At 48.4% G+C, this 24,674-nt stretch carries 22 protein-coding genes; 11 read left to right on the top strand and 11 right to left on the bottom strand.

All coding sequences use genetic code 11. The features are described 5' to 3' along the window. Positions 1–25: 25 nt before the first annotated feature. Positions 26–949, top strand: coding sequence for an FkbM family methyltransferase (locus tag ACKU41_RS13365; RefSeq protein WP_321401471.1), 924 nt, complete (start codon positions 26–28; stop codon positions 947–949). 272 nt (positions 950–1,221) lie between these two features. Here ACKU41_RS13365 and nhaB read toward each other — a convergent pair whose 3' ends face one another. The 7 genes from nhaB to ACKU41_RS13400 all read right to left on the bottom strand — a co-directional run bounded on the left by nhaB (position 1,222) and on the right by ACKU41_RS13400 (position 8,811). Further along, a complete protein-coding gene (nhaB, locus tag ACKU41_RS13370) occupies positions 1,222–2,712 on the bottom strand; it encodes a sodium/proton antiporter NhaB (protein ID WP_321401473.1) in 1,491 nt (496 codons plus the stop codon). 109 nt (positions 2,713–2,821) lie between these two features. Next, positions 2,822–4,261, bottom strand: coding sequence for a transferase (locus ACKU41_RS13375; protein ID WP_319777883.1), 1,440 nt, complete (start codon positions 4,259–4,261; stop codon positions 2,822–2,824). A gap of 141 nt (positions 4,262–4,402) precedes the next feature. After that, a complete protein-coding gene (locus ACKU41_RS13380) occupies positions 4,403–5,872 on the bottom strand; it encodes an SLC13 family permease (RefSeq protein WP_319777884.1) in 1,470 nt (489 codons plus the stop codon). Positions 5,873–5,901: 29 nt separating this feature from the next. Then, positions 5,902–6,447, bottom strand: a complete 546-nt coding sequence (locus ACKU41_RS13385; protein WP_319777885.1) for a CBS domain-containing protein — start codon at positions 6,445–6,447, stop codon at positions 5,902–5,904. A gap of 42 nt (positions 6,448–6,489) precedes the next feature. Beyond that, entirely contained in the window at positions 6,490–6,852 is a 363-nt protein-coding gene (locus ACKU41_RS13390) for a response regulator (RefSeq protein WP_319777886.1), read from the bottom strand. Between the two features lie 255 nt (positions 6,853–7,107). Beyond that, a complete protein-coding gene (locus tag ACKU41_RS13395) occupies positions 7,108–7,443 on the bottom strand; it encodes a dinitrogenase iron-molybdenum cofactor biosynthesis protein (protein ID WP_319777887.1) in 336 nt (111 codons plus the stop codon). Between the two features lie 3 nt (positions 7,444–7,446). Further along, positions 7,447–8,811, bottom strand: coding sequence for a sigma-54 interaction domain-containing protein (locus ACKU41_RS13400; protein ID WP_394700668.1), 1,365 nt, complete (start codon positions 8,809–8,811; stop codon positions 7,447–7,449). A gap of 220 nt (positions 8,812–9,031) precedes the next feature. On the opposite strand from ACKU41_RS13400, the gene ACKU41_RS13405 reads away from it, so the two are divergent. Together ACKU41_RS13405 and ACKU41_RS13410 are read left to right on the top strand one after the other, a co-directional pair. Then, the gene (locus tag ACKU41_RS13405; RefSeq protein ID WP_321401481.1) at positions 9,032–10,015 is read left to right on the top strand and encodes a glycosyltransferase family 1 protein; all 984 of its coding nucleotides are present in this window, start codon (positions 9,032–9,034) and stop codon (positions 10,013–10,015) included. Between the two features lie 121 nt (positions 10,016–10,136). Then, a complete protein-coding gene (locus tag ACKU41_RS13410) occupies positions 10,137–10,961 on the top strand; it encodes a TatD family hydrolase (protein WP_321401484.1) in 825 nt (274 codons plus the stop codon). 203 nt (positions 10,962–11,164) lie between these two features. Here the strand turns inward: ACKU41_RS13410 and ACKU41_RS13415 are convergent, their stop codons facing one another. Then, positions 11,165–12,166: a sensor domain-containing diguanylate cyclase gene (locus ACKU41_RS13415; RefSeq protein ID WP_321401487.1), complete on the bottom strand. Its 1,002-nt coding sequence runs from the start codon at positions 12,164–12,166 to the stop codon at positions 11,165–11,167. Positions 12,167–12,352: 186 nt separating this feature from the next. On the opposite strand from ACKU41_RS13415, the gene ACKU41_RS13420 reads away from it, so the two are divergent. From ACKU41_RS13420 to ACKU41_RS13430, 3 genes are all read left to right on the top strand, one after another. Further along, entirely contained in the window at positions 12,353–13,057 is a 705-nt protein-coding gene (locus ACKU41_RS13420) for a PAS domain-containing protein (RefSeq protein WP_319777893.1), read from the top strand. Between the two features lie 275 nt (positions 13,058–13,332). After that, positions 13,333–13,707 (top strand): RidA family protein, encoded by a 375-nt coding sequence (locus tag ACKU41_RS13425; protein ID WP_319777894.1) that lies wholly within the window; start codon positions 13,333–13,335, stop codon positions 13,705–13,707. Between the two features lie 71 nt (positions 13,708–13,778). After that, entirely contained in the window at positions 13,779–14,975 is a 1,197-nt protein-coding gene (locus ACKU41_RS13430; RefSeq protein ID WP_321401489.1) for a dicarboxylate/amino acid:cation symporter, read from the top strand. Positions 14,976–15,004: 29 nt separating this feature from the next. Here ACKU41_RS13430 and ACKU41_RS13435 read toward each other — a convergent pair whose 3' ends face one another. Beyond that, positions 15,005–15,172, bottom strand: a complete 168-nt coding sequence (locus tag ACKU41_RS13435; protein WP_321401490.1) for a hypothetical protein — start codon at positions 15,170–15,172, stop codon at positions 15,005–15,007. Positions 15,173–15,307: 135 nt separating this feature from the next. Between ACKU41_RS13435 and ACKU41_RS13440 the strand changes: the two genes are divergently transcribed. Then, entirely contained in the window at positions 15,308–16,603 is a 1,296-nt protein-coding gene (locus tag ACKU41_RS13440; protein ID WP_321401492.1) for an L-serine ammonia-lyase, iron-sulfur-dependent, subunit alpha, read from the top strand. A gap of 186 nt (positions 16,604–16,789) precedes the next feature. Here ACKU41_RS13440 and gltA read toward each other — a convergent pair whose 3' ends face one another. Both gltA and ACKU41_RS13450 read right to left on the bottom strand, forming a co-directional pair. Continuing rightward, a complete protein-coding gene (gltA, locus tag ACKU41_RS13445) occupies positions 16,790–18,205 on the bottom strand; it encodes an NADPH-dependent glutamate synthase (protein WP_321401494.1) in 1,416 nt (471 codons plus the stop codon). Continuing rightward, the gene (locus ACKU41_RS13450; RefSeq protein WP_321401496.1) at positions 18,195–19,040 is read right to left on the bottom strand and encodes a sulfide/dihydroorotate dehydrogenase-like FAD/NAD-binding protein; all 846 of its coding nucleotides are present in this window, start codon (positions 19,038–19,040) and stop codon (positions 18,195–18,197) included. The genes gltA and ACKU41_RS13450 overlap by 11 nt, the downstream gene beginning before the upstream one ends. Before the next feature lie 414 nt (positions 19,041–19,454). Here ACKU41_RS13450 and ACKU41_RS13455 point away from each other — a divergent pair, with 414 nt between their 5' ends. The 4 genes from ACKU41_RS13455 (at position 19,455) to ACKU41_RS13470 (ending at position 24,650) form a co-directional block, all read left to right on the top strand. Further along, a complete protein-coding gene (locus ACKU41_RS13455) occupies positions 19,455–19,874 on the top strand; it encodes a hypothetical protein (RefSeq protein WP_319777899.1) in 420 nt (139 codons plus the stop codon). Between the two features lie 414 nt (positions 19,875–20,288). Then, a complete protein-coding gene (gene lepA / locus ACKU41_RS13460; RefSeq protein WP_321401498.1) occupies positions 20,289–22,094 on the top strand; it encodes a translation elongation factor 4 in 1,806 nt (601 codons plus the stop codon). A 64-nt stretch (positions 22,095–22,158) separates the two neighbouring features. Next, positions 22,159–22,761, top strand: coding sequence for a signal peptidase I (gene lepB, locus ACKU41_RS13465; RefSeq protein ID WP_319777901.1), 603 nt, complete (start codon positions 22,159–22,161; stop codon positions 22,759–22,761). Between the two features lie 143 nt (positions 22,762–22,904). Then, a complete protein-coding gene (locus ACKU41_RS13470) occupies positions 22,905–24,650 on the top strand; it encodes an ATP-binding protein (RefSeq protein ID WP_321401500.1) in 1,746 nt (581 codons plus the stop codon). Positions 24,651–24,674: the final 24 nt, after the last annotated feature.

Here is a 24,674-nt window from a genome sequence, read left to right on the forward strand (position 1 = left end):
TATTGTAAAAAACGGAGAATTACATATGAAAATCAGTATCTTGCTGCGAAAAATATATAAATTAACTCTGCCTTATTGCCCAGGGTACCATAATCTTTGTGTTGCAATGCGTAGTTTGTTTGCAGATAAATATGATTGGATTAGCAGATTGCCTGTAAAGCCAGGAATTATAGCTTCTGTGAAGTTGCCTGTAGCAGAATTCAGTATGTGTTGCCCTGAACGTTGCAGCATTGCAAAAAAGTTCTTTTGGACAAATGGAAGGCGTGAGCCGGCTGAAGACAGGATTGCTTTGGAGTTATTCTTAAAGTTCGTTGGTGAATCAGAAGTTGTGTTTGATATCGGGTCGAACTCGGGCTTGTTTGCTTTGGCTGCTGCTAAACATAATTCTAAAGCTGAGAATGTTGCGTTTGATATTTTAGTTGAAGCACATAATATTTTTCTTGAAAATATAAAGCTAAATGGATTGGAAGGAAAAATTGATGCAAGATTAAACGGTATTGGCGCGAAAGGAGTTTTTAACTCTCCTGTTAAAAAGATATCCAGTGAAATGCCAACTTCCCTGTCTGTAGAAGATTCTGTGGCTAATGGCGATAGTACCAGCGTTCCTATCCTTACCCTTGATGAAATTTGTGTCCCAAAATATTTAGGTAAGAAGGCATGCTTTAAAATTGATGTTGAAGGAACTGAGGTTGATATATTTGAAAATGGGAAAGAAACTCTTGAAAAAATACGGCCTGTAATGGTTTGTGAAGTTTTGATGAGAGCAAGAGATTATGAGAGATATGATAAGATTCTTGATGATTTCTCTTACCGAAAGTTTTTAATTACAGCCGAAGGTTTAGAAGAGTATGAGCATATCGTACCGAACCCAAAATATAAAGATTGGTTCTTTATTGTGGACAAGTCTTTTGATCCTAATACAATTAAATTAGATAAGATTTTTAGCTAGCTTTATAGTTGTTCGGAATTTGTAGGACCCTGTAAAGCCAAACTGAATTAATGATAATGGTGTTGATCTTCTTGTTTCAACACCATTATTTTTTTGTATTTTACTACCCGTTAAAACGGGCCAGCTCTATGAACGTTTGATTGCATATATTTTTGGGGAACTATATTTGACGAGCGTGTATTTGTATCGAAAACAGAGGTTTAGGAACGGATCGGTTGAGTAATAGAGGGAGACCTTACGGTCTCCCTCTATTTGTGTTTAAGAGCCTTTTCCTACAGGAAAAACCATACAGAAGCTAATCCGGTAAGAGACATGGTGATGGTGTATGGGAAGGCCAGCTTGACCATTTCGCCGTAGGAGAGCCTGATAAGAGGCGAGATGGCGGAGGTCAGCAGGAACAGGAATGCAGCCTGACCGTTAGGAGTTGCAACACTGGGGATGTTGGTTCCGGTGTTGATGGCAACTGCGAGCAGATCAAACTGCTGACGGTCGATGATACCTTCCTGAAATGCTTTCATGGTTTCGGAAATGTATACTGTCGCAACGAATACGTTATCTGAAATCATTGAAAGCACGCCGTTAGCCATATAGTAGGCGGCCAACTGTACTTTACCTTCGAGAGCAAGCACGTAGTGGATGATCGGAGCAAAGAGATGCTGGTCATGAATGACAGCAACAATGGCGAAGAAGACAACCAGCAGGGCGGTAAAGGGCAGAGCTTCTTCAAACGCGTGGCCGATCTGGTGTTCTTCGGTAACGCCGTTAAGAGCGGTCAGAGCAACGATGATAGCCAGACCTATCAGACCTACTTCTGCGATATGCAGGGCCAGTGCGAGGACCAGAAAGATTGCGGCACAGGCCTGAGTGAACAGTGCTGCTTTTTTCTTAAGGCTCATTTCTTCATCGTTTTTGCGTGCTTCTTCTTCAAGAATTTCACGCACGTTCTGGGGCAACTGGAAGCCGTATCCGAAGATACCGGTAACTTCCAGCATGACGCAGGTAGTCAGGCCTACAGCGAGAACAGGCATGGAAACAGGCGCAACCTGCATGAAGAATTCCATGAAGTGCCATTCCATGACGTGTCCGATGAGCAGGTTCTGGGGTTCACCAACGATGGTACATACCCCACCGAGAGCTGTACCTACCGCACCATGCATGAGCAGGTTGCGCAGGAATCCGCGGAATTCTGAAAGGTGACTGACACATTCTCCTTTGAGCATGGAGTCATCTGAAATGGTGCACTTACCGGTGGATGCAAAGCGGTGGTAGATTCCGTAGAACCCGTAGGCCACAGCTATGATGACCGCAGTAACTGTCAGCGCATCAAGGAACGCGGACAGGAAGGCGCCTGCAAAACAGAACAGCAGGGAGATGATAACTTTGGATTTGATTTTGGTCAGTATCTTGGTGAAAACATACTGCAGCATGTCTTTCATAAAGTAGATACCTGCAACCATGAACATCAGCAGCAGGATGACCGGGAAGTTGTGCAGAGTTTCTCTGTATACGGTATCCGGAGAGGTCATACCGAGGGCTACCGCCTCAATGGCGAGCAGGCCGCCTGCGGGCAGGGGGTAGCATTTAAGGGCCATGGCAAGGGCGAAGATGAATTCACCGATAAGCACCCATCCGGTGATAAACGGTCCGGCTACTGCCAGCAGGATGGGGTTAAGCACCAGAAAACCGATGATGGTAAGCTTGTACCAGTCGGGAGAATTACCCAGAAGGTTCTTCTGTAGCGCTTGTGACATTGTTTTGGGCACGGTTTACTCCTTTTGCCTTTTGTGTGGAACCAAATGATCAGTGTGTTAGTTTGGTGCGCTATATAATTCCTCCCAAATAAATATGGAATTATTCGGGAGGTAAGTAGCGCTAAAGATCACTGGGGACCAGCGGGTCGATTGTCAGTTCCGGATAAAGTCCCTGCAATTCTCCTTCGGGATAGGGCTGAAGGATATTGAAGGATATGTCCTGAGTCTGCTGGGAATGGCCCGCGGTTTCTTCGGTACCGTCCCAGAAGGCGCCGTTCGCTTCGAGAATGTGTTCGATACGGTGCCTGAATCCATCAACAAATTTGGCTCCGATACCTTCAAAGGTCATGTTTCCGAGACGGAACTGGCCTTTGAGTGCAGCGAAGTCGGAAAGAGGAATCGAGTGCATTTCGAGATCTTCCTGCTTGCTGATATAGCCCCAAACAAGAGAATTGTCAGGTATTATCACAGGCTCGGCAGTGTCTATAATAGTGTGAGGCATGATAATAGATCCAGCTCCGATTTCGATCTCAGCATTTTCCTTACCATTGAGGAAAGAGTTGAAGCCGACGAAGACCTGCTGGCCGAGGCGGCAGTGGATGACCTTGCCGCCGTGGGCGGTTACATCATTGCCTTCGTATACGGAGTTGATAATATAACAGTTTTCCTGCGCGTTGGCACCGGGGCCGAGTATGGAGTTCTCGATGTATGACCTTTGGGCCACGAGAACATTTTTTTCTACCTTGCAGTTGCCTTTGATAACAGCATAAGGGCTGACTGAGGCTCCTTCCGGAATTTCCAGCATATTTTCAGGTTTCACTGAGGAATAGATGGGTACAAAGTCTTCTTTGCGTTCGTCAAAGAAGTCCATAAGAATCCCTTTAGGCCTGTGATTTTCCATTCGGATATACTTGGCGAGGATTTCTTCCGGATACTGGTAGTTGAATTCAAAAGCTCCGTCAGCTTTAACCCAGACGCGCCCTGCCTTTATGCGTTTATGGGAGAGCTCTCCGGCCTGCACGTATGAATATGCGCCCACAGCGCAGTCATGGAAGATGGAAAGATCGGCTGATGAAAAGGGTTCAAGAAAGCAGCCTTCCACGGAAGTTCCGTGAATGTTTGCGTAATGAAGGGATACGGTGTTTGAAATCTTGAAACATTCAAGGTTTTCAGGGTCGTGGGAGTTGTTGTGAACAAGGGTCTTCATCAAAAAACTGTCACGTATCTTAATGACTTCATCATCCCGGAGTTTGAGCTTCTGACCGTTGATTTCAACTATGCTGCCCTTTCTTTTCAGCTCGTCGCCACGGATATCACTTTTATAAAGGATGGAGTGGTTTACTTTGCACTTTCCTAGAAAGTAGGTGCCACCAATGCTGGAATGGCGGAAGTTGAACATGAGCGGATGGTTGTTGGTCAGGGAATAGAAAGCATAGTATAGGGCAAAGCCGTCTCTGGGGATGAGGTCTTTAATGTATGGACCGACATCAACTAGTGGTTCACGCAGGTTTACGTTAACGCGCTTGGCAATATGCTCGATTAGCTTGTTAAGCTGTCTCATAAAAATCCTTCTCGCTTTTTGGTAAGTGCCGGAAGTCGTAGGCGGAAACCGGCAGCAGGGTTTGTATTAGTCGGAGGGTTCCGGCATACCGTGCCGGAACCCTCCTGCCTATGTTTAATATTCCTCTATACATCTATAATGCTAACCCGGCAACATTACCGGCATACCCATGAGGGGCCATATTATTTTGACGAAGATGGCGACAACAACCAGCAGCATGATACTTGCGGGGATACCGTACATGAAGAATTCCCCGGTGGTGAACTGCTTGGAATCGTAAGCAATGGCGTTGGGGGCGGCACCGACCAGCAGAAGGAAGGGCATACCGGCAACAACCAGTGCTGCGAAGAGAATAACTTCCGGGGCTACGCCGAGGTAAGGCGCGATGACAAGTGCCACCGGGAGCGAGATTGCGATCGCCGCCACGTTCATGATGAAGTTGGTCATCATAAGTACGAAGAAGGCGATGGACATGATGAATACAAATCCGCTTGAATCCTGAAAGAGAACCAGCCAGTTGACCGCCATCCATTTGGCCGCTCCGGTATCCCAGAGGCAGAAACCGATGGACATGGCACCGGCAAAGAGCAGGATGATGTTCCAGGGAATATCTTCAAGGTCATTGATATCCAAGATGTTGAAAAGGAAGAAAGAAACGGATGAGACCAGAATAATGGAGGTCTTGTCGATTGCTTTCAGCTCAGGAATGAAAGACCTGAGGCTCATGATCAGGATTACTGCACCGACGAGAACAGCGGCCAGCTTTTCATCGCGGGAGAGAGGGCCCATCTGCTTATTGAGTTCACGGGCCTTTTCGCGCAGGCCGGGAATAACGTCCTTTTCAGGCTTCAGGAAGACCATGAAGAAGCCCCAGAGAAGGAATACCATGGCCCAGCCGATAGGTGCCATGTAGTAGGTCAGTTCGAAGAAGGTGATGTCCTTGCCCAGGATCTGGTTGTAGAAACCAATGGCGACCGCACCGCGCGCAGCACCGAGCAGGGTTACGATGGAACCTGCACCGGCAATAAAAGCCATACCGATGAACAGACCCTTACCGAACTTGGTGGGCTTGTCGCCTTCTCCATACAGGGAGTAGATAGCCAGCAGCAGCGGATAGACTGTCGCAGCAACAGCGGTGTGAGCCATGATATGGGTCAGCAGCGCGGTTACAACGAATACTCCGAGATAGATACGGCTGGTTTTTTCACCGACAATCATGAGCATCTTGTAAGCCAGACGCTTGGTCAGTCCTGTCTTGGTGAAGACGAGGCCGATCATGATGGACGCAAAGATAAACAGGACAGAGGGGTCCATGAAATCCTTGAACGCCACTTTAGGCGGCCTGATGAAGAACATGGCCTGCAGTATGCCGATGGCCAGAGAGGTTACACCGATGGGTACAACTTCAAATACCCACCATGTGCCGGCCAGCAGGAATACTCCGATGGCGCCCTTGGCTTCTTTGCTAAGTACGAAATGCTGTCCGCCTGGATCCACCGCATCCGGCCATGCCGGGCAGTAATAGACAACGGCGAAAATGGATATTCCCAGCAGCATGAAGAACAGCCTTTTGAAATTAAATCCGGGCTTAGTTGCAGCTTCAGCAGTCATTTTTTATAACTCCTTAGAAATTAGCTGTTTTAAATCTCACAGCGGAGAATTGCTTTTCTTACATTTTCAAAGATATCACCGAGGCGAAGCACCCCGACCACCTTTTTGTCCTTATGGACGAGGATAGGCTGGTGAAGGCCGAGGACAAATGAGTGCAGAGCTTTGTCTATGCTGTCCTCTTCGTTGATGAATTCACTTTTTCTCGGAGTGTGCATCAGCTCTTCCACCTTTAAAGCGGCGCATTTCTGGCAAAGGGTGTTGAGCGGTTCGGACCAGAGATTGAAGTCAGTATATACCTTCTGGACATATTCTTTACTCAGTACGCTGGGATGATCCTTGTAATCCATCTTGAAATAGTTTGGCTCCATGGACTTGAAGATATCAAGCATGGTTACCTTTCCGATGATGTTGCCTTCATCATCTTCAACCAGCAGGTCGCGGTGTGGATGAATGCGTCCTTTCTCTTCGCCCTGTATGACCAGTTGAGTCATTGCTTCGTGAAGAGTTGCGTCTTTTTTTACCCGACAATATTCTTCAGCCGGGATCATCAAATCTTTGACTTTTAAATTTTTCACGTTTTCCCCCTGTGTAGGTTGTCCGAAGGAAATCTTCCTGCTTTAATCTGCTCTAGGGCAGAATCTGCGCAGAGTCTTAATTAGAGCGGCAATGTCCACCGGAACTGAAATTTCAGCACATGCCCCCAGATTCATAGCTTCTATGGAAAGCGGAATCTTATTGTGCCTATTGATTAAAACAACTTTTAAATCAGGAACCACTGTTGAAATGTCCTCCATGAACTGCAAAGAGCTGCGTCCGAATCCGGACAGGCCTAGGATTATGGCATCAAGTTCATTCTCGTGGATAAATTTTTCGGCCTCATCCAGATTACCTGATTCAGCGACATCCAGTCCTTCGCTCCGGAGCCGCAGCGCTAGGTGTTCACGGAATTCCGAGTCCTTTTCAACAATCATTGTTTTCATGTTTTAAAACGCTGTATTCGCTGTTGGCCGGGAATTCGGCCTTTGCAGCACCCGTTTTATAAAAGCACTCGGTATGCCAGATAAAATAATTCCATTTATACCAAAGTATTATGTTTGTAGGGAAGTTTTTTGTTTCTTTTTGTTGAAACAAAATGAATCATTGTGAAAGATTTCGCAAGAAACATAATGAAACAAATAGAAACAAAGAATGAGACGGAGCCAAATGATAATTGATATACAGGTGGTTAGGGGAGCTTAGGAAGTGTAAAAATTATCTCCACAGGCCAATCCGTTCTCCTTGTAGGCCTGTAAGACTTTGTTTATAGGGCCGATGACATCATCGAAGACTTCGATGCCTTTCCATTTGAGATACTGGTAATGCTCGTCATCAATGCCGCCGCAGATCACTGCGTGGGTGTTGTCGGAAGTAGCCAGTGCACAGAGATCGTCTGCTGAAGCCTGCGGCAGGACAATGATGCGGTCATTGATTTTGCCGTCGTTTGTAAATTTTGCCAGCAGAACGTCTGTTGCAAGGTCAAACCGCGGGGCAACTTCATTGTTATGTAGTGGGATCAAGATCTTGTGCGACATAAATTATCCGCTGATGGAGTGTTTTTTCATTTTCCGCCAGAAGGTTGAGCGGGACCAGCCGAGCAGGCTTGAGGCTTCTCCTTTACGTCCTCCGCATTTTACCAACGCATCCATTATCATGTGTTTCTCGGCGTCATCCCAGTTCCGGGCCGAGGAATATTCAAGCGGAACCTCCCGCTCCTGTGATGCGTGAGTGGATTCGGCGACCGGACGCAGGATGTCCTGCTCTGTTAGGTAGGCGGGCAGGTGGTTGGAGCCGATAATATCCCGGTCGCAGAAGTTTACGGCGTATTCCACAATATTGCTCAGTTCACGCACATTGCCGGGGTAGCGGTAAGCGGATAAAATTTTAGCTGATTTCTTTGTGAACCCTTTGATCTTTTTATTGAATTTATTGCAATATTCCATGAGAAAATGATTTTTGAGCAGCAGGATATCGTCACCGCGCTCCCGCAGGGGGGGCAGGTGCAGGTGAACAACGTTCAGCCTGAAGAGCAGGTCGGCGCGGAAGGTCTTGTCCTGAACCATTTTCTTCAAATCCCTGTGGGTGGCGACAATAACCCGCACATCGGCATTGAACCCCCGGGAGCTACCCAGAGGATGGATGACTTTATCATCCAGAAAAGAAAGCAGTTTTACCTGTAACGGCAGGGGCAGGTCTCCGATTTCGGTCAAAAAGAATGAACCGTTATGGGCCAGCTTGATGCGGCCGGGGCGATCCTCATTGGCGCCGGTAAAGGCCCCTTTTACATGGCCGAAAAGTTCCGATTCAAGCAGTGTTTCGGGCAGAGCGCCGCAGTTGACTTTAATAAAAGGCGCTCCCGCACGGTCGGATGCATTATGAATTGCCTCGGCGAGCACGTCTTTACCGGTTCCGGTTTCCCCGGTGATCAGCACTGATGAATCTGTGGCCGCAATGGATGGAACCATGCTGAATATTTTGACCATTTCCGGGCTGGTGCCGATTAGTCCGCCAAGCGAATAAGCCTTGCTGGCCGAACTGCTAAGTTCTGCAACCTGACGGATATCCTGAATGGTTTCCACATATCCCGAGATGATATTATCACTGTTTACAAAGGGGGAAAGTGTCAGCCGGATGGGAACCTTGGTCCTTGTGCGGTCAATAATGTCCGCATCAACTGACACCGCCTGAAAGTCCGCTTTATCGGCCATGACCGGGCAGCCTTTGAAGCAGTAATCGCAACGCAGGCCGAGGTAGCATTTCAGGCCCTGCATGCCGACCGGGTCAGCTCCGGTGATGGTCTGCCATGCACGGTTGACCAGCTTTACCCGGCCCTCGATGTCAAGCACAGCAATACCGATAGGAACCTCGTTCAAAAGGTCCGGCAATAAAAAATTATGGTCCATCAGGCCGCTGATTATGTACTGTGCTTCGTTTGTCACGTGAGTTTGATAACATGAATGAATCTGATGCGCTATCGCGCTTTTGCATGGAAAGATTCTGTCTCCGGCGGGGTTCTCCGCGGCAGCAGTGAATCTCCTTTTATCAGGGCTTCGCTGCTTCGTTGAGGGGAGTGCTTTGCAATCCTTTGAATCAGTTGTATGTTTCTCCTAGGGAAACAAAATTATGAAAACATATATATTTATACCTCCTGTACGTAAGGCCACCGGGGGGATTACCGTTTTTTGCCAGATAGCTTCAATCCTTGCCCGGCACGGTCAGGATGTTCAGCTTGTCATGCGTGAGAAAGGGAGCTGGATGCCGCAGCTTTCCGAAGGTTACCCTGACCCGGTTCATTGGAATGATGTGCAGCTGACCCCGGATGATCTCTGGCTGGTGCCGGAAGGCTGGGTGAACAGTCTCGCACCGGGCCTTAATGCCGGGGCGCGTTGTGTTGTCTACTGTCAGAACTGGGCCTATCTGTTTTCATCTTTACCCGAAGGTGTTTCGTGGGCGGATCTTCCGGTTTCTTTTCTGGCTGTTTCACATCCGGTCGAATGGTTCATGCAGCAGACCTTGGGCAAAGTTTCGCCTGTTTTGAGGCCGGGCATTGATACGGGGTTATTTTTTCCGTCGGAAAATAAACCCGGAGGAAATATCAGGATTGCCTACATGCCACGTAAGAATAAAGCTTTGGTCAGGCAGATTAAGTCTATTTTTGAATCCCGTAACCCCGGTGCCGGGGTTCGTTGGGTAGAGATTGCCGGGATGGATGCGCAAGGTGTGGCTGATACTTTGCGTTCCTGCCATATTTTTCTTGTTTCCGGTTTTCCCGAAGGATGTCCTTTGCCGCCTCTTGAGTCCCTTGCTTCCGGTTGTATTCCGGTGGGTTTTTCAGGATTCGGCGGTTGGGATTACATGCGTCAGATCGAAGGGGCGACTTTCAAACCTTGGTGGCCGCTGCGTGATGTGCCGTGGGATGGAAACGGATTCTGGTCTGCAGATTCAGACGTGCTGGACGCGGCTTTCAACCTTGAAAAAGCCATTAACCTCTGGCGTAATGGCGGTCCTGTTCTTGACACTGCCTTAGAAGCAGGGCAACAGACCATCCGTTCATATACCATGGAAGAGCAGGAAAAAACTGTTCTGGAGATTTGGGATAATTTTTAGAAGTTTCCCCAAATCCCAATTAAAAGTTTTTGGGGTTCTTAGACTTTTTTTCAAAAAGGGCTAAGCCGCCGGAAGCAAAATCTTTTCATTAATAGCGCGATAGCGCATCATATCTATTCTCATGTCTAAGAAAAAAAAGAAAAACAGGGCCTTGCCCCAGAGCGTGGGCATTAATATTCCGGGCGTGGAAACCCATGCCCATTTGGATCTGGAAGAATTCCGTGAAGATTTTCAGGAAGTGCTGGCGAGGGCCAAAGAGAGCGGTGTTGGCAAAATAGGTAATGTTTTTCTGGGACCGCAGGCCTACCATGAAAACAAGGGCCTATTTGCAGATTACCCGGAGGTCTTCTTTCTGTTGGGGGTGCATCCCAATGACTCCGGTAAATTTGTGGATGAAGACCTTGAGGCCATGAGGGACGCCTTTAAAGCTGACCCGCGCTTGAAAGCGGTGGGTGAAATCGGGCTTGATTTCTATTGGGACCGTGTACCTTACGATGTGCAGGAGGATGTGTTCCGTAAGCAGCTCCAATTGGCAGAAGATCTGGATCTTCCTGTTGTAATCCATAGCCGGGATGCTCATGAGCGCACCTTTGATGTTCTGGAAGATTTCGGTTGGTCCGGCAAGCCGCTGCTTTGGCACTGTTTTGGTGGCGATGCGGAGACAGCGCAGCGCATAATTGAACACGGCTGGTATATTTCCATTCCCGGACCGGTTACGTATAAGAAAAATGAAATTGCTCAGGAAGCTGTGAAATCCATTCCTCTGGACCGTCTGGTGCTGGAAACGGACTGCCCTTTCCTGACCCCGGAGCCGTGGCGCGGCAAGCGCAATGAACCTGCGTTTGTGGTTTTTACTGCCGCCAAAGTGGCAGAGCTGAAAGGCATGGATGTGAATGAACTCTGGAAGGCCTGCTCAGACAACGCACATCGTTTTTTCAGTTTATAAACCTTTGGCGAGCAATGCCTTGTTTGTGAAATATCCACCAAGGCCCATGATCTTGTTTCCCGAAAATTCTGGGAATACAACCTCGTTGCCATGCGCAATGAGTACCTGCCTGCTGCCGAGACATGGGTGATTGAGGAACTTAAGGATGAATACACGGGACATGCTGAGCGGGTAATGAGCTGGGAGTCCTGACCGGGATTTTTTTATTTACAGATTACCAGATTGCGCCCGGACTGCTTGGCGCAGTACAGCCTTTGGTCCGCGATTTTGAGCAATTCATCTGCTGATGGGGGATCGCATTCTTCTATGGAGGAAATACCGCAGCTGAGGGTTATTTTTATTTTGCCTTCCGGGGCGTGGATTTCTTTTTCTTCGCATGCGCTTCTGATTCTTTCAGCCACTATTTCCGCTTCTTTTTTTTCGGAACCGGGCATAAGCACCACGAATTCCTCCCCTCCGTAGCGGCAGGGTAGATCCACACCCTGACGGCTGTTATCGTGCAGCACTTGTCCCAATGTACGTAAAACCACATCTCCGGTGGCATGTCCGTAATTGTCGTTGACGGATTTGAAGTTGTCCACATCCAGCATGATTGCAGAGAGGGGGCCTCCCCGGCGTTTGAAGCGTTGCACTTCCTCTCGCAACCTGATGAAAAGGTAACGGCGCATGTACAGCCCGGTCAGGCTGTCTTCAATGGTTTGCCGGAACAGTCTGGAGTTTTCAATGGAAATTGCAGCTACAGTGGAAATTATACCCAGTTGGAAAAGTTCGGAAATATCCCATTGCTGCTCTTTAGGACGATATAGAGTGACAAATCCCCTGACGCGGTCCCTTGAACCAACCAGCGGAATGCACAGGCAGGTTTTGTCCGTTTCGCAGCATTTAGAGGGCAGGGGGTAGATTGAATCATCACAGACCGGGCGTACCACCGGTTTCAGGGATTGGGCGGCTTCATGCATGGCCTTGGTCAGCGGAATCTGCTCATCAATAATGACTCGACGGTGTTTGAGTGATGCAGCCACTCCTTTTAGCTGACGGTATTCGTCATACATCATCAAGGTAGCGTCCTGACAGTTGCCGAGATCACAGAAAGCTTCAAGAACCCGGTCGGTAAGAATGTCCGGATCAACTTCCATGGCCAGCAGGCGGGTTGCAAAATTTACAGTCAGCAGGGTCGCGTCAAAATCGAATTTATCAATATGCATTATTTGTATGGTTTATGGTGTTAGTGGTTAATCCTCTATATACAATGGCTTCCGGCAAAAATACAGCATAAGATTTTTGTGAGATTTTGGCCGGATTATAATTGTTGAATAGGATGATTGACAAATTTTTTATCATGAGTACAAAAAATTCTGGAGATGATAAAAAATTATTACGAGGAGCAAGTTTTGCCATCCACAGCCAGCTCAAAATCCAAATCAAGAAAAATAGATAATTATGTCCCTTTTGTTGAGTTTCTGGGGACTTTTCTGGGAGAGAATTGTGAGGTTGTTCTGCATGATACAACCAGCAAGGAAAAATCCGTGCTTGCCATTGCCAATGAACACATTTCCGGTCGCGGAGTAGGTGCTCCGCTGACTGATCTGGCATTGAAATTTCTGGTCAATGAGGTCTACCGCGAGAAAGATTGGATGATGGGCTACACCACAGAGGGGCGTAACGGCCATATCCTTCATTCCGCAACATATTTCATCAAGGATTCTGACGGGGAATTACTGGGGATGCTCTGTCTGAACATGGACACTTCTGACATGCTTGCCGCCCGTGATCTGATCAACAAGGTCATTCGCAGTGCCGGTTTTGAGCGTGCATCAAATAAGGAAGATTTCGGCGGTGCTCCTGCTGAAGAAGAGCACAGCGAAACTTTCCCAAAATCCATGGAAGACCTGACCGAATCCCTGATTGTGCGCGTTATTTCAGATACTAATATTCTCCCTGAACGCATGACTCCCGAAGAGAAAATGGATGTGGTTTCAACTCTCAACGAACGCGGGGTTTTCATGCTTAAAGGGGCTATCAAGGATGTAGCCAAGCATCTGGTTGTCTCCGAAGCCACAGTTTACCGTTATTTGCAGAAGATTAACGATAAATAATTTTTAGTAGATTGAATTTTCTTAGCCGGATCAAACTCTTTGAGAGTTTGATCCGGTTTTTTTATTTTTTAAGGTAAGTGGGTAAGTACTGCTTTTTTCGAAAAATAGTGAAGTTTTTTTTCTAAATCATATTTCTTTTGGTGAAAGTAATAAAAAGTTCTCGCTAAAATAAAAAATTATTGACGTGTGATTTTCTTATCGCTATACGTGAATTCGTCACAACGTGAAGGTTGTTTTTTTTGCACTTAAATAAAAAATCCATACAGGAGAGAACAATGAAAAAAGTAGTTGTAAGCGATAAGGCCCCGGCAGCAGTCGGTTGTTATTCACATGCTATTGAAACCGGAAATATGGTTTTTACCTCCGGCCAGCTGCCCATTGATGCCGAAACCGGGAAGATGCCCGAAGGCCCCGGCGCACAGGCCAAGCAGGCTCTCGATAATCTCAAGTACGTTCTTGAAGCAGCCGGAACTGCCATGGACAACGTGGTCAAGACTACCGTGCTGATCCAGAACATCGAAGATTTCGCTGCCATCAACGAAGTTTATGCAACTTATTTTTCAGAGCCTTTCCCTGCACGCAGTTGTTTCGAAGTGGCTAACCTTCCCCTTGGCGCTCTGGTTGAGATCGAGGCTGTAGCGAATAAATAGTAAAATCCGGTCCGCGGTGCTGCCGGGTGAATTTTCAGGGCCGCTTGCGTGCCCATACAAAGGAGTGGAAAATGTCTAGTGAATCAAAATTCAAGGAATTCGGACTGATTATTAAGTTGCTTGTCGGTATTGCTGCCGGTGTCGTAATCGGCCTTTTTGCCAACCATGCAGTAATTGAAGTTGTGGTTACAGCCAAATACGTAATGGGACAGTTCATTTTCTATACTGTTCCCCTAGTTATTCTGGCTTTTATCGCTCCGGCGATCACTAGACTGGGCCAGAATGCATCCAAGATGCTGGGCGTAGGTGTCGGCCTCGCTTATCTGTCCGCCGCGGGTGCCGCTACAATGGCTGCTGTTGCCGGATACGTTCTCATTCCGCATCTGTCCATCGCCACTCAGATTGAAGGTCTTCGCGAGCTTCCTGAAGTAGTCTTTCAGCTTTCCATTCCGCCGATCATGTCTGTTATGACCGCTCTGGTTACCGCTGTTGTGCTCGGTCTCGCTACTATCTGGGTCAAGGCCAAGACCTTTGAAAATATGCTCGGTGAATTCGAGAATATCATGATGCAGGTCGTCAACCGGATTATCATCCCCGTCCTGCCCTTTTTCATTGCAACCACCTTTGCGGGTCTTGCATACGAAGGCAGCCTGACCAAGCAGCTTCCCGTGTTCCTTGAAGTTATTGCAATTGTTCTTGTCGGACATTTCATCTGGCTGGCTTTCCTCTACACCCTCGCAGGCATTATTTCCAAACGTAACCCCATTGAAGTTTTCAGGCACTATCCTCCCGCATACCTCACTGCGGTAGGTACCATGTCCAGCGCCGCGACCCTGCCTGTTTCACTCGAATGTGCAGGCAAGTCCAAAGCCCTGTGCAAGGATACTGTTGAATTCATGGTTCCCCTCGGCGCAACTATCCACCTTTGCGGTTCCGTGCTTACCGAGACATTTTTTGCCATGACCATCTCCATGATGCTCTACGGCACCCTGCCTTCCGTAGGCACTATGACTCTGTTTATCCTGCTCTTCGGCATCTTTGCCATCGGCGCACCCGGTGTTCCCGGTGGAACCGTAATGGCTTCGCTGGGTATTGTCGTCGGCGTACTCGGCTTCGATCCTGCCGGTGTGGCTCTGCTGCTGGCAGTATTCGCCCTGCAGGACAGCTTCGGTACTGCCTGCAACGTAACCGGTGACGGCGCCCTTGCTCTCATGATGGAAGGCATCTTCAACCGTAACGGTGAGCTTGATAAAGCCCGCGCATCTTAAGCCCGGTCTTCCATATATCCTGCGGGATCTCATGGTCCCGCAGGAGTCTTGATGCGCTTCGCGCTTTTTAATGAAAAGTTTTGCCTCCGGCGGCTAAAACCCTTTTGTAAAAAGAGTTTTAGAATCCCAAAACTTTTCAGTTGGCTTTCGCCGCTGGAGACAATGGCTGTAATAAATTTAAAAATTTGTTTTTCCACGCAAGGTCGAACTGACTCCTAGCAGTTTCGGTCATACAACGCGGCGAAGCCTTAATAAAAGGTTTTGGGAGAGTCCAGAGAACCCTTTTGCAAAAGGGTTCTCTGGACCCCGAAGGGCCGCCGGAGGCATCCATAATGATCAATAAAAAATGGTCTGAATTCGCAGAAATTCTGAAACGTGAAGTTGTCCCCGCACTGGGCTGCACAGAGCCTGTTGCAATAGCCCTCGCTGCAGCCAAAGCTGCTGAAACTCTTGGAACCGAGCCTGAAAAGGTAGTGGTCAAGGTCAGCGGCAACCTGCTGAAAAACGGCATGGGTGTAGGTGTTCCCGGTACCGGTATGACCGGGCTGGATATTGCCGCAGCCGTGGGTGTTACCGGGGGTAAATCCGATCTCGCACTCGAAGTTCTGCGTGACCTTGATGCCGAGCAACTGGCAGCAGGCAAGAAGTTGATCTCCGAGGGGCGTCTGCAGGTGCAACTGGCTGATACTGAAGAGTTGCTTTACGTTGAAGCGGTGGTTGAGAACGGAGAAGATTCCGCCCGTTGCGTGATAGCCCGTGCGCATGCTGCAATCGTGCTGGTGGAAAAAAATGGTGAAGAAATTTTCTCTGCCCCGTGGCTGAGCGAAGACAACGAGAAGTCCGGCTGCACCATGAGCATGAAAGAAATTTTTGAATACGCAACCGAAGCTCCGCTCGAAGACCTGCGATTTATTCTTGAGGCTGTGGAACTCAATGAAAAGGTCGCCGCTGAAGGACTTGCTTCTGATTGGGGCTTGAAGGTCGGTAAATCCATTGCCAAGGATATTGAAGACGGAATCCGTTCCGACGATATTGTTTCTTACGCGATTAAACTGACCGCAGCAGCTTCTGATGCACGCATGGAAGGTATCCAGATGCCGGTCATGAGCAATTCAGGCAGCGGTAATCAGGGTTTAACAGCTACCTTGCCTGTGGTTGCCTTTGCCAGACGCCGTAACGCCGAAGAAGAACAGCTCATCCGGGCACTGATTCTAAGCCATCTTTCCGCTGTTCATATGAAGAACCATCTCGGTAAGCTCTCTGCGCTTTGCGGAGCCAGCCTTGCTGCTACCGCGTCCGGTTGCGGCATTGTACTTATTCTGGGTGGCGGGCTGAAAGAAGTTGAAAGTACCATCAAGAACACCCTCGGTGATATTGCCGGAATGATCTGCGACGGGGCTAAAACATCCTGTGCGCTGAAGGTTTCCTCTGCTGTGGAAGCGGCGATCAATTCTGCATTGCTGGCTATGAAAGGTATCTGCATTCCCGGAAAAGACGGTATTCTGGATGATGATATTGAAGTCTGCATCCGCAACGTGGGCCAGCTAGGCTCCGTGGGAATGGCCCAGACTGACAAGGTTATACTCGAGATTATGACCGGAAAGCATACCACTGCCCCGGCAGCATAATTTCTACAGAACTACACCTCCCCCCTTTCGTCCTCCATTGGATTGACGAAAAAGAAGCCCCCGATTCTGCATGATCGGGGGCTTTGCTTTTTGCTTGAACAGAGGGGTAATACTAATCAAGCCCTATTCTGCTTATGATTTCACTCTGCATATCCTTACAGGGTTCAGCAAAGAGACGGAGGATAACTAAACTCCCAGCTTCTCAGCAATAGTCTTAGCCGCACGGCGACCTGCGCCCATGGCCGAGATTACTGTTGCGGACCCGCCGGCGATGTCCCCGCCTGCGTAGACATTGGGAATGGAAGTTTCTCCAGTTTCGCCATTGGTTACGATGTAGCCCCGCTTGCTGAGCTCAAGTCCGGGAGTGGCTTCGAGCAGAACCGGGTTGGCTCCGGTTCCCACTGCGAGGATAACCATGTCTACTTCCAGTTCCTTTGTTTTTCCTTCCACTGCAACGGGACGGCGGCGACCGGAGTCGTCCGGTTCTCCGAGTTCCATTACCTGCAGGGTCATGGATTTTACGCGGGAATTTTCGTCGCCGTTAATGGCGATGGGGGAGGTGAGCAGCTCAAGCTGTACGCCTTCCTCAATTGCATGATGCAGTTCTTCTCGGCGGGCCGGCATTTCTTCCTGAGTACGGCGGTATGTGATATAGACATTTTCCGCGCCGAGACGCAGGGCGGTGCGGGCGGCATCCATAGCTACGTTTCCGCCGCCGATGACGGCCACATTGCGGGCCTTGGGTGCGGGGGTGTCGTAGTTTGGGAAATCATAGGCCCGGCCCAGGTTGATGCGGGTCAGGTATTCGTTGGCGGAAAAAACGCCCACAAGGTTTTCGCCGGGAATGTTCATGAACCACGGCAACCCGGCACCGACACCGATGAATACGGCATCGAATCCGTCTTCGAAAAGATCTTCCACGGTAATTGTTTTACCGCCAACGTAGTTGGGCAGGAAGGTTACACCCTTGGACCAGAGCGCACCCACTTCGCGGGCGACGATTGACTTGGGCAGGCGGAATTCAGGGATACCGTAAATCAATACTCCGCCTACTTCGTGCAGGGCTTCGTATACGGTGACCGGAACGCCGCGTGCGGCAAGGTATCCGGCTACGGTCAGGCTGGAGGGTCCGGAACCGATGCAGGCAACTTTGAACTGGTCGTTGGGCAGGGAACAGGCTGTGTGTCCGGTGATCATTTCACAGGCGGAATCACTGTCAAAGGAATCGGCGACAAAGCGTTCAAGGCGTCCGATAGCAACAGGCTCGTATTTTTTGCCGAGAATACAGGAACCCTCACACTGGGATTCCTGCGGACATACGCGTCCGCAGACAGCGGGCAGGGCGTTGGTTTCCTTGATAACCCGGTACGCGGAAGGAATGTCTCCGTCGGCAAGATGCTTGACGAAACTTTTGATGTCGATTTCAACCGGACAGCCTTTCTGGCAGAGCGGTTTTTTACACTGCAGACAGCGGGCGGCTTCTGCCATGGCTTCTTCTTTGGAATAACCGAGGGCAACTTCGCTGAAGTTCTTGTTACGGACATCAGCCGGTTGTTCCGGCATCGGGGTACGGGTGGGGGTAAAATTCTGTTTATTCACCATGGCAATTACAACTCCTGAACATTTGCATTGAGAGGTCTTCCTGTTCCCTGTACTGGGAGAGGCGCATTCTCAGTTCATTGAAATCAACCTCATGTCCGTCGAATTCAGGGCCGTCCACGCAGGCGAATTTTGTTTCTCCGCCTACACTGCAACGGCAGGCACCGCACATGCCCACTCCGTCAACCATGATGGAGTTCAGGCTGACTGTGGTTTTAACGCCGAAAGGCTCGGTTACCTTGGCGACTGCTTCCATCATCGGCACGGGACCGATGGCTACGACTTCGGAAACATCTTTGTCCTGTTCAAGGCGTTCACGCAGGAGATCGGTGACAAATCCTTTGTGGCCGGAACTGCCGTCATCGGTGGCAATGAGCAGTTCGGGGCAGAAGTAGCCCAGTTCGGTACAGAAAAGGAGCATGTTTTCACTGCGTGCGCCGACAATGGCAACGACATGGTTTCCGGCCAGATGGTGACCTTTGGCAATGTGGTGCATGGCTGCGATTCCGGTTCCGCCCCCTACACAGATGACAGTACCTGATTTTTCAATATGGGTGGGTTTGCCCAAGGGACCGCAGACATCGAGAATTGTATCCCCTTCATTTAATGTCTCAAGCAGGGCGGAACTTTTACCAACAACGAGGTAGACGATAGTGATGGTACCTGCTTCTTTGTCGGTGTCGGCAATGGTCAGGGGGATGCGTTCACCTTTTTCATGGATGCGTAGAATTACGAAATTTCCCGGTTTAGCCTTTTTGGCAATTTGAGGACAGTCAATGACCAGCATGGATGTCTGGCCGGGGATAAGTGCTTTTTTTGTCAGAATTTTGTTGCTCATAATCTCCTACACTGCTTAAGTTTCAGGGGAAGTTATGTTTTTCCCCACCGGATTGCAAGTTTCAGACTGATTATAAGGCTCCGGCTTTCCCTTTTATGTGAAAAAACTGAAATTCGCGCTTCCCTCGCTGTGTTGAATTCTCAGTCTTTAAATTTATTGCCTGTGGGTGTCTGGCAAAGCCTTGCCGTCAGTTTGATTACACTGCTCGCCCTCTTGCCAAATCTGCCTGTACATATTATATATTAATACAAATCAGCAGAAGTATATTTTCATCAGCTTCCACGGACGGAAGCCGTAAATACCGCGTACCCTTCATGGATGATTGCGAAAGTCTCGCAGATACGGCGGATTGCCAGTGATGGCAGTCGGCCTTTTTTTGTGTACGCGGAACGGTTTTTTCTGATGGAGTAAGTAGTGAGAATAGAAGCGCAGGGTATCAGCCAATATGCTGATAATGCGAAGAGGTGGTCCGGTGAGACTGCTGCTGAAGCGGAAAAAGTAAAGGCGCGCGTGGTAACGCGTAAATTCGGCTTCAGTATTGGCAAGCTCGGTGTAAACTTCACTGCAAAGGACCTCGAATTTGAACCGGACGAAGCCCGCAAGGCTTCGCGCGAATTCCGATCAAAAACCTATCCCCGTGCCCAGAGTGAAGAGCAGCATGTGCAGAATGTTTATCAGCAGCTCTCTCTTACTCAAACGGCTGTTTCCGAGGATTCCGCCATATTCAATCCCGGGAGCACCGGTTATATGAGGACCAGGGCAATCAATGCTTACACCCGACAGTCCGGCGCTCTTGAGTATACGCTTCCGGGCAGCGCTCTCGGTAAAGTCTGATTTCAGTAATAGCCTTCGAATTGAGGTCTGATTCCGTCCTTTTTTTGCCCGCCCGCGTGGTCCTTTTTCCCTCTATCCCTTAAGGATCATTGGAGCTTGAACACAAGATAGAATGCCTCAGCAGTATTAATTTACATAGACCTGATTTTCTCTTTAATATAAATTGATGGGTCAATCAATTGCTTTTGTTATAAATCTGCAACATTTCTTTTGGTATTAAATATATTCCGGTTACGCTAGTCTTCCGGCCTGCCGTTCCAGTTTAAGCTTGCCGGGACCGTAATTACATATTAGACAGCGGCTCACAAATACCGTAATAAGAAGTCCCTTTACTCTGCTCCATGCGGGAGCGGGGAATAACAAAGCAGATAACTATAAGCCGACGGTCCATGACGGCCGCCGACATTACACTATATGGCTAAATTAGATAAAATAAGAAATTTCAGTATTATCGCACATATCGATCACGGCAAGTCCACCCTTGCGGACCGTATCCTTGAAATCACCGGAATGGTATCCGAGCGTGAAAAAAAGGACCAGTACCTTGATAAAATGGAACTGGAACAGGAGCGGGGCATCACCATCAAGGCCCAGACTGTACGTATCCCTTACAAGGCCAAAGATGGTAAGGAATATATTCTTAACCTGATTGATACCCCCGGTCACGTGGACTTCAGCTATGAGGTTTCCCGAAGCCTTGCGGCGTCCGAAGGTGCTCTGCTGGTGGTTGATTCCACGCAGGGTGTGGAGGCGCAGACTCTCGCCAACGTATTTCTGGCACTGGACCACGACCTTGAAATTGTGCCTGTGCTCAACAAGGTAGACCTGCCCAGTTCAGATTGCGAACGCGTGGCGCAGGAAATCGAGGAAGTCATCGGGTTGGACTGCTCCGATCCGCTCATGATCAGTGCCAAAACCGGGCTGAATGTAGAGGATGTGCTGGAAGCGATTGTTACTGATCTGCCTCCGCCGGAAGGAGATCCTGATGCTCCGCTCAAGGCCCTGATCTTTGATTCCTGGTACGATTCCTATCAGGGAGTCGTTGTTTTGTTCAGGATTCTGGACGGAACTATCAAGAAGGGTGACAGGATTCAGATTCATTCCACCGGGCGAACCTTTGATGTGACCACACTGGGTGTTTATACCCCCGAGCCGCAGAATACCAAGGTTCTGGCCGCGGGTGAGGTAGGTTTTCTCTGTGCCAGCATGAAGGAACTCAATGATGCGCCTGTGGGCGATACCATTACCTTGGCGGCAGATCCGGTGAAAGATCCTTTTCCCGGTTTTCAGGAAGTAAAGCCTATGGTTTTTTGTGGACTCTATCCGGTGGAACCTGCCGAGTATGAACCGCTTAAGGCCGCTTTGGAAAAATTGCAGCTCAACGACACCGCGTTTTCTTTTGAGCCGGAAACATCAACCGCCCTTGGTTTCGGTTTCCGTTGCGGTTTTCTCGGCCTGCTGCATATGGAAATCATTCAGGAACGTCTGGAACGTGAGTTTCAGGCTAAGCTCATAGCCACCGCACCTTCGGTTGTTTATCAGGCAAGACTGAACAACGGTGATGTTCTTGAAATCGATAACCCCAGCAAGATGCCCGACGGCGGTGAGCTTGAATCGCTGGCTGAACCCTTCTGCCGTCTTGAAATTCACGTGCCCAACGATTATGTTGGCGCTGTGCTCAAGCTTTGTGAGGAAAAACGCGGAATCCAGAAGGACATGCGTTATCTGACATCTTCAAGGGTTATCATTACTTATGAAGTTCCCTTTGCGGAAATCATGTACGACTTCTTTGACAAGCTCAAATCGCACACCAAGGGCTATGCTTCCCTTGATTACGAGATTATTGATTACCGTGAATCGAATCTGGTAAAGCTCGACATCCTGATTAACACTGACCCGGTGGATGCCTTCTCAGCCATTGTCCATAAGGATTCTGCTTATCCTTTCGGACGTTCACTTGCCCTCAAGCTGAAACGGGCTATTCCGCGCCAGATGTTTGAGATTGTTATTCAGGCCGCGATCGGTCGCAAGATCATCGCCAAGGAACGGGTGGCCCCGTTCAGGAAAAACGTTACCGCCAAATGTTATGGCGGGGATATTACCCGTAAGCGCAAACTTCTGGAAAAACAGAAGGAAGGTAAAAAGCGCATGAAGAAGATGGGTAATGTTGAAATTCCGCAGGAAGCGTTCATGGCTGTCCTTAAGGCCGGCGAAGAATAACGGACGCTCTGAGGTAAAAACGACTCGCCCTGCGTTAATCGCAGGAAACTATAAGGATATTATTATGAATCCCAGATGGCAGAGCACTGTGAAGGAATATATTGAAGCTCTTTTTATCGCACTCATACTGGCTCTTTTCATCCGAACCTTTATTGTGCAGGCCTTCAAGATTCCGTCCGGTTCCATGCTGCAGACCCTCCAGATCGGAGACCACCTGCTGGTAAATAAATTTTCCTACGGCGTGAAAGTTCCCTTTACCGGGAAGGTGATCGTGCCGGTGGGTGACCCTGAATATCAGGACATTATTGTCTTCAGATATCCCGGAGATCCCAGCAAGGATTATATTAAAAGGGTTATCGGCGTACCCGGTGATACTGTGGAGATCAAAAACAAGAAGGTTTTTGTGAACGGTAAGGAACTTGTTGAACCTTACGTGCAGTATACCGATACCACCCACGTTTCAACTCTGCGCGACAATATGCCGCCTCGGGTAATCCCCGAAAACGAGTATTTCGTCATGGGCGACAACCGTGATGGCTCCAACGATTCCAGATTCTGGGGCAATGTCCCCAGAGAGAACATCTTAGGAAAGGCGTGGATTATCTATTGGTCTTGGGGTGGTCCCAAGACAGTTCGCTGGGAGAGGATTGGAGACATCCTGCACTAGCCGACAGCAAGTTGAAAGCTGGATATATGAAAGCCCCGGTACGTTATGTGCCGGGGCTTTAGTTTTATGTGCTGAAAGGTAATTAACAATGTTGATGTTGAAATGACCTGTTGATAGATGTTAGAACTAAGCGAGGAGGGTATATGCTTTCAGCCTTGCGTTTTATTCTTGCAGCTATTTGTGGGGCAATTGTTTTGTGCCTGCTTTCCGCTGTTCAGAAAATTTATATGGGCTGGCCCTTGGCCTTGCAATCTTTTGTTGTTCCATTTGTTTTTGGTGCAATGACAGGTGCTGTTTTCAATTCATATACTTTATTTGAGAATAGGCAGAGGAAAACAGAAAGACTTTTGGAAGCAAAGGAAGTTCAACTGGGAACAATTCTCTCTGCAGCTCCCATCGGTATAGGGATGGTGGTTGAGCGCGTTTTTCAAGAGGTGAATGATTTTTTTTGCGAAATGACAGGGTATTCGAGAGATGAATTGATAGGTTTCCCTTCGCGTAAGGTATATCCGACTGACGATGATTATAATTACGTAACAAAATATAAATATTCCCAGATTCAAGAAAAAGGGGTCGGCTCCGTTGAAACAAGGATTAAACGTAAAGATGGAAGCATTATACATATCATTTTGAGTTCAAAGCCACTGGACTATAAAGACTGGTCAAAAGGAATCTGCTTTACGGCCCTTGATATTACCAAGAGGAAAGAAATTGAAGGAAAATTGATTGCCGCAAAGCAGGATGCTGAAGCTGCCAATACCGCAAAATCGGAGTTTCTGGCTAATATGTCTCATGAGGTGCGCACTCCGCTTAACGGTATTATGGGAATGCTGCAGTTGATGCATATGGATGGACTCAAGCAGCAGCAGGTTGAACGTGTTGATTTTGCCATGGAGTCCTGCAGGCGGTTGACCCGGTTACTAAGCGATGTGCTTGATATCTCAATGATTGAATCGGGAAATTTGCAGATAGTTAATGCGGAGTTTGTTCTGGGTGATGTCTTAAGCTCGGTCTATTCACTGTTCAAGCCCGTAGCTGTTCAGAAAAATGTGGATCTGCGTTTTGATATAGATGGAAATCTGCCGGAAAGATTGTCCGGAGACAGCAACAGGCTGCACCAGATATTTAATAACCTGATTGGTAATGCCCTGAAGTTTACTGATAACGGCAGTATTTCAGTAAAAGCGTATTCCCTGAGTAGCAGACATCCCGGTATGCATAGAATTCTATTCTCTGTATCTGATTCGGGAATAGGAATTGAAGACAGTAAGCTGGAATCAATATTTACTTGTTTTACACAGGCTGATGCCAGCAGGACCCGCAGTTATGAAGGGGCCGGTCTGGGGTTGTCCATTGTGAAGAAGCTTCTGGACTTGATGGGCGGTAATCTTTCCATTGTCAGTGAAGTCAATGTCGGGACTTCTGTTTATTTCTGTCTGGAGTTTGAGCATGCTGACCGGGGGCTGGAGAACGTTGAAAGCCCCTTGAATGAAAACAGCATGGGGATTCAGGATTTTAATGTACTCATTGCTGAAGACGAAGAAATAAATCTGCTCACGCTCAAGGGTCTTCTTGAGAGACTGGGGTGCACGGTGTCAATTGCCGGAGACGGTTGTGAAGTTATTAAGCTGCTTAATGAAAATGACGGGGAGTTCGATTTGATCTTCATGGATATTCAAATGCCGAATATGGGGGGACTTGAGGCCACTTCCCTTATCCGGGCCGGGGCGGCGGGAGAGTCGAATAAGGAAATACCCATCATCGCATGTACTGCTTATGCCATGACCGGTGATAAGGAAGAATTCCTTGCAGCAGGAATGAGTGATTATTTGTCAAAACCTACCCAGACTGGCGAAGTTAAAAATATTTTGATTAAGTATTCCCGCTGAATCTGAGCAGCAGTGTTTTTAGTG

Origin of the sequence: Maridesulfovibrio sp. (assembly GCF_963678865.1) — a bacterium.
In the GTDB taxonomy this organism is placed as follows: Bacteria; Desulfobacterota; Desulfovibrionia; order Desulfovibrionales; family Desulfovibrionaceae; genus Maridesulfovibrio.